The organism is Pseudoalteromonas sp. A3 (assembly GCF_025942345.1).
Classification (GTDB): Bacteria; Pseudomonadota; Gammaproteobacteria; order Enterobacterales; family Alteromonadaceae; genus Pseudoalteromonas; species Pseudoalteromonas atlantica.
On the sequence record NZ_JAPCKL010000026.1, the window covers coordinates 1 to 4,890 of the forward strand.

Below are 4,890 nucleotides of genomic sequence, written 5' to 3' on the forward strand. Positions count from 1 at the left end.
AAGTAGCTTGGCTGTTAGAACTCAATCTGTACGAGTGCCCACACAGATGATTGCTTTATATTGTTAAAGAACGTTGCGATTAAAGCGTTAAACTTTATCTCGCTAGGGCTGCGCATCTTACGCCTTCCTATTTTTTTGTCAACACTTAATTTTGTTAAACTTGAAAGTTTTTAAAACTAAGTTTTACTCGACTCACTGATTGACTCTTGCCTCGCTAAGCGTTGCTGTCTGCCGTCTCAGTGGGGTCGCATTATAGGGAGAAACGTTTTATACGCAAGCGTTTTATTGAATAAAATTGCATTTATTTTATACCCATAAGAACCCCACATTAAAAACACATGTTACCCACAAAAACCTGTGGATAAGACTGCTTTTTTGCTTTTAAAACTAAACTCTTTTGATTTGTTATGGTAAGTTGCCAGCACTTTTTCAACTCATGTACTTAGGTAGTATTCATGACAGATATAATAAATAGTATAAGTGCCTTACTTTGGGGCCAAGTTCTCGTCTACTTATTAATAGCAGCAGGTGTCTTTTTTACCATTCGGTTAGGCTTTATTCAATTTGTACAATTCCCTCATATGTTTAAAGTTATGTTTGGCTCACGTAAATGTGGTGGAGATGAGATTTCTTCTTTTCAGGCTTTTTGTACTTCTTTAGCGGCGCGGGTTGGAACAGGTAATATGGCCGGTGTTGCCGTGGCACTTTATTTAGGTGGCCCTGGCGCTATATTTTGGATGTGGCTGATTGCTTTAATAGGTATGGCAACTAGCTTTGCAGAAAGTACGTTAGCGCAAGCTTATAAAACTAAAGACGCTGATGGCAACTTTAGAGGCGGCCCTGCTTATTATATGGAACGAGGTTTAGGCAAACGCTGGATGGGTGTGTTGTTTTCATTATGCTTAATTTTAGCCTTTGGCCTGGTATTTAATGCTGTACAGTCAAACTCTATTGCTGCCGCATTTGAAGTAGCGTTTGATGTACCTAAGTATATAGTAGGCATTGCACTTGTAATTGGCTCTGGCATCATTATTTTTGGTGGATTAAAAACAATATCACGCTTTGCCGAAATGGTTGTTCCATTTATGGCGCTTGCCTATTTGCTAGTTGCTATATATGTATGTGCGATTAACTTTACTGCCCTGCCTGATGTTATTGTACTTATAATAAAAAGTGCTTTTGGTTTAGAGCAAGCAGGCGCCGGTGCAATTGGCTATGGTGTAACGCAAGCTATGATCCAAGGTATTAAGCGCGGTTTGTTTTCAAACGAAGCCGGTATGGGTAGCGCAGCCAATGCCGCAGCAACGGCAACACCTTATCCACCGCACCCAGCCTCGCAAGGGTATGTGCAAATGCTAGGTGTATTTATAGATACTATTGTGATCTGTACAGCCACTGCCTCATTAATCTTACTGTCTAATCAACTTGTGCCTGAATCGGGTGTATTAGGAATAGAGTTAACGCAAGCCGCACTACAAGAGCACGTAGGTGACTGGGGTACTTACTTTATTGCCATTGCCATTTTGTTTTTTGCATTTACCTCTATTGTCGCGAATTACTCATATGCCGAAACAAACCTAATGTTTTTAGAGCACAACTCTACTAAAGGAATGTTTATATTTAGATTACTTGTATTAGGTATGGTTATGTTTGGTGCCATTGGTGAACTAGGTATTATTTGGACACTTGCTGACATTTCTATGGGCCTTATGGCTATTGTAAACGTGGTTGCACTGTTTATGCTTTCAGGCGTTGTTGTGTGGTTATCAAAAGATTACAACGCGCAAAACAAGCAAGGTGTATTACCTACGTTTGACAAAGACAAGCACCCTAAGCTCGCTAAAGAGGTTGATCCTAACGCGTGGAAGTAACGCTAAATTAAAAAATTATTAAGCGAGCATTAGCTCGCTTTTTTTTGCCTTTCAAACTATATAAAAATTTATTAATGTATTTCAGAGATATATACCATAATTAAATATCAGTAATAGGCGCTTTTTGATTTACTTAAGTACTATAAAATTGAAGTTTGTTATCTATAATATAAAGGAGTCATGATGGATGACCAATTGAACAAATACAGTATTGACACTACCGATTATCAGGTAGGTCAAGATAACGTACAAAAATGGGGGTTTGATGTTCATAACCCAGTGTTTGGAATAAGCGCATTTTTAGTCATATTATTTGTTGCCCTTACCTTATTGCTTGACCCTGAAGTGGTCAGGGAAGCACTTACCTCAACTAAAGATGCCATTATCAATAAATTTGATAGCTACTTCATGTTGATTGCTAATGGTTTCGTATTATTTTGCTTTGCACTTGCGCTCTCCCCTCTTGGTAAAATTCGCTTAGGGGGTGTTGATGCAAAACCTGAACATGGTTATCTCTCATGGCTGGCAATGTTATTTGCCGCAGGAATGGGGATAGGTTTACTGTTTTGGGGTGTTGCAGAGCCCGCAGCCTATTATACTGATTGGTACTTAATGCCAATGAACGCAGAGCCAAATACCCCAGAAGCGCACTCTTTAGCCATGGGCGCCACCATGTATCACTGGGGCTTACATGGTTGGGCAATTTATGCCATTGTTGCACTTAGCTTAGCGTTTTTTGCTTACAATAAAGGCCTTCCGTTATCTATACGCTCCGTGTTTTATCCCTTATTTGGCGATCGTGCTTGGGGTTGGCTGGGTCATGTTATTGATATACTTGCTGTACTCTCTACGCTTTTTGGTTTAGCAACGTCTCTTGGTTTAGGGGCACAGCAAGCAACAAGTGGTATTAATTATTTAATGGGCACTGACTACGGCACCGCTTTTCAAATTACAGTTATAGCACTCGTTACCTGTATTGCTATTGTTTCTGTTATTAAAGGCATTGAAGGGGGTGTGAAAGTACTTAGTAACATCAATCTTATATGTGCATTTATTTTACTTGTAGCCATAATATCGCTTACTTTTAGTGACTCAATCACAGCAATATGGTTTACCTTTGGTGCATATGTAGAACATATGGTTCCGCTTAGTAATCCGTTTGGCCGTGAAGATGAAGACTGGATGCATGCCTGGACAGTATTTTACTGGGCATGGTGGATATCGTGGTCGCCGTTTGTAGGAATGTTTATTGCCCGCGTTTCTAGAGGCCGTACCGTGCGAGAATTTTTATTAGTCGTCATTGGCCTGCCAACACTATTAAGCTTAGTGTGGATGGGGGTATTTGGTAATTTAGCGATTTCACAAATTATTGATAAAGTAGGCCCACTTGGGCAAAACGGGTTAACCGATATCTCTGTGACGCTATTTCAGGTTTATGAGCAGCTTCCGCTTAGTGGCCTTATTAGTGTGATCTCAATTGTGCTTGTTTTAGTGTTTTTTATTACCTCTTCTGATTCTGGCTCACTTGTAATAGATGGCATAACCGCTGGCGGAAAAATTGATGCGCCGGTACCACAACGTATATTTTGGGCATCGATTGAAGGGGCAATAGCCGCCGTATTACTGTGGGTAGGTGGCTCTCAAGCCTTGCAGGCTCTGCAATCTGGAGTAGTAACCACTGCGTTACCTTTCTCAATTGTGCTTATTTTAATGTGCGTGGCGCTTATTCAAGGTTTAATGAGCGAATACCCTATTTATAAGGCACAAACAAAGTTATAGCATTATGTACTTTAGCAAAGCGGCTTTGTGTCGCTTTGCTTTGCACTTTATTTCCTCCCTTACCTACACTTCAGCTAATACATTAACGACCGTATTTAATTATCAAGCTGTTTAGCTTTGGCAATACACCTCTTAAACACGTTGTTTTAAATAAATAGAGCGCACATATCAGCGCATAATAACCAAGCGCTATTAGTTACACCTTTAGCTATCAAGTTTATATCATCAGGTAGTCGCGCATGTATGCAAAATTGATTGATGAACTGAATTGGATTTAGACGGCAGCAGCAAAGGGATATAGGAAAAGTAATGTAGGTTTAATCAACTAACGCTAACGTGTAACAATACATATGCTTTGCTTTAAGCACGATTGTCTGCCTCAAAATTAGTCACTTGATTAAGCCAATTGCTATTAATCTTTAAGGAATAGGCAAAAACATAAACAAAGTGATTGTTATATAAAAAATGGATGTTTATTTAAAAATAGGGAGTATTTAATTTACTAAAAGGACTTTAGTAAAAGTGGTGCCCGAGGCCGGACTTGAACCGGCACGACTTGTTAGTCGAGGGATTTTAAATCCCTTGTGTCTACCAATTCCACCACTCGGGCATCGAGTTTGCTATTTAAAGCATGTGGAGTATTAAATGGAGGCGGAACCCGGAGTCGAACCGAGGTGGACGGATTTGCAATCCGCTGCATGGCCACTCTGCCATTCCGCCTTAACGCTTCCAAATAATTTGGAGCGGCACACGAGGCTCGAACTCGTGACCTCGACCTTGGCAAGGTCGCGCTCTACCAACTGAGCTAGTGCCGCGTTAAACTTTTCATTAATATTTTATCTAACTCTCAATTATCTTGGTAGGATAATTAAAAGTGGTGCCCGAGGCCGGACTTGAACCGGCACGACTTGTTAGTCGAGGGATTTTAAATCCCTTGTGTCTACCAATTCCACCACTCGGGCATCGAGTTTGCTATTTAAAGCAAGTGGATAAAACTAATATGGAGCGGCACACGAGGCTCGAACTCGTGACCTCGACCTTGGCAAGGTCGCGCTCTACCAACTGAGCTAGTGCCGCATCATATTAATTCTAAATTTAATTACATAAACTAATTTATGTAACATTGTTTTTATAAATTACACTTGGCGATGTAATTAAACCACAAAGTGGTGCCCGAGGCCGGACTTGAACCGGCACGACTTGTTAGTCGAGGGATTTTAAATCCCTTGTGTCTACCAAT

General features: G+C 40.4%; 2 protein-coding genes and 5 tRNA genes. 2 read left to right on the plus strand and 5 right to left on the minus strand.

Features of this window, described 5'->3' with window-relative positions:
- Nucleotides 1-455: 455 nt before the first annotated feature.
- A complete protein-coding gene (locus OIZ54_RS20185) occupies nt 456-1,871 on the plus strand; it encodes an alanine/glycine:cation symporter family protein (RefSeq protein ID WP_024033645.1) in 1,416 nt (471 codons plus the stop codon).
- Between the two features lie 183 nt (nt 1,872-2,054).
- Complete coding sequence (locus OIZ54_RS20190) at nt 2,055-3,650, plus strand: BCCT family transporter (RefSeq protein WP_096739834.1); 1,596 nt, start codon at nt 2,055-2,057, stop codon at nt 3,648-3,650.
- Between the two features lie 523 nt (nt 3,651-4,173).
- Here OIZ54_RS20190 and OIZ54_RS20195 read toward each other — a convergent pair.
- From OIZ54_RS20195 to OIZ54_RS20215, 5 genes are all read right to left on the minus strand, one after another.
- Nucleotides 4,174-4,260: transfer RNA gene (locus OIZ54_RS20195), tRNA-Leu, on the minus strand.
- Nucleotides 4,261-4,296: 36 nt separating this feature from the next.
- A tRNA-Cys gene (locus tag OIZ54_RS20200) sits at nt 4,297-4,370 on the minus strand.
- 19 nt (nt 4,371-4,389) lie between these two features.
- Nucleotides 4,390-4,465 (minus strand) — tRNA-Gly (locus OIZ54_RS20205).
- A gap of 60 nt (nt 4,466-4,525) precedes the next feature.
- Nucleotides 4,526-4,612 (minus strand) — tRNA-Leu (locus tag OIZ54_RS20210).
- A 39-nt stretch (nt 4,613-4,651) separates the two neighbouring features.
- Nucleotides 4,652-4,727: transfer RNA gene (locus tag OIZ54_RS20215), tRNA-Gly, on the minus strand.
- Between the last annotated feature and the right edge of the window lie 163 nt (nt 4,728-4,890).

Bases quoted from the DNA above. Each gene is read 5' to 3' on its own strand.
- OIZ54_RS20190 (WP_096739834.1), top strand. From the start codon at position 2,055: ATGGATGACCAATTGAACAAATACAGTATTGACACTACCGATTATCAG.
- OIZ54_RS20185 (WP_024033645.1), top strand. From the start codon at position 456: ATGACAGATATAATAAATAGTATAAGTGCCTTACTTTGGGGCCAAGTT.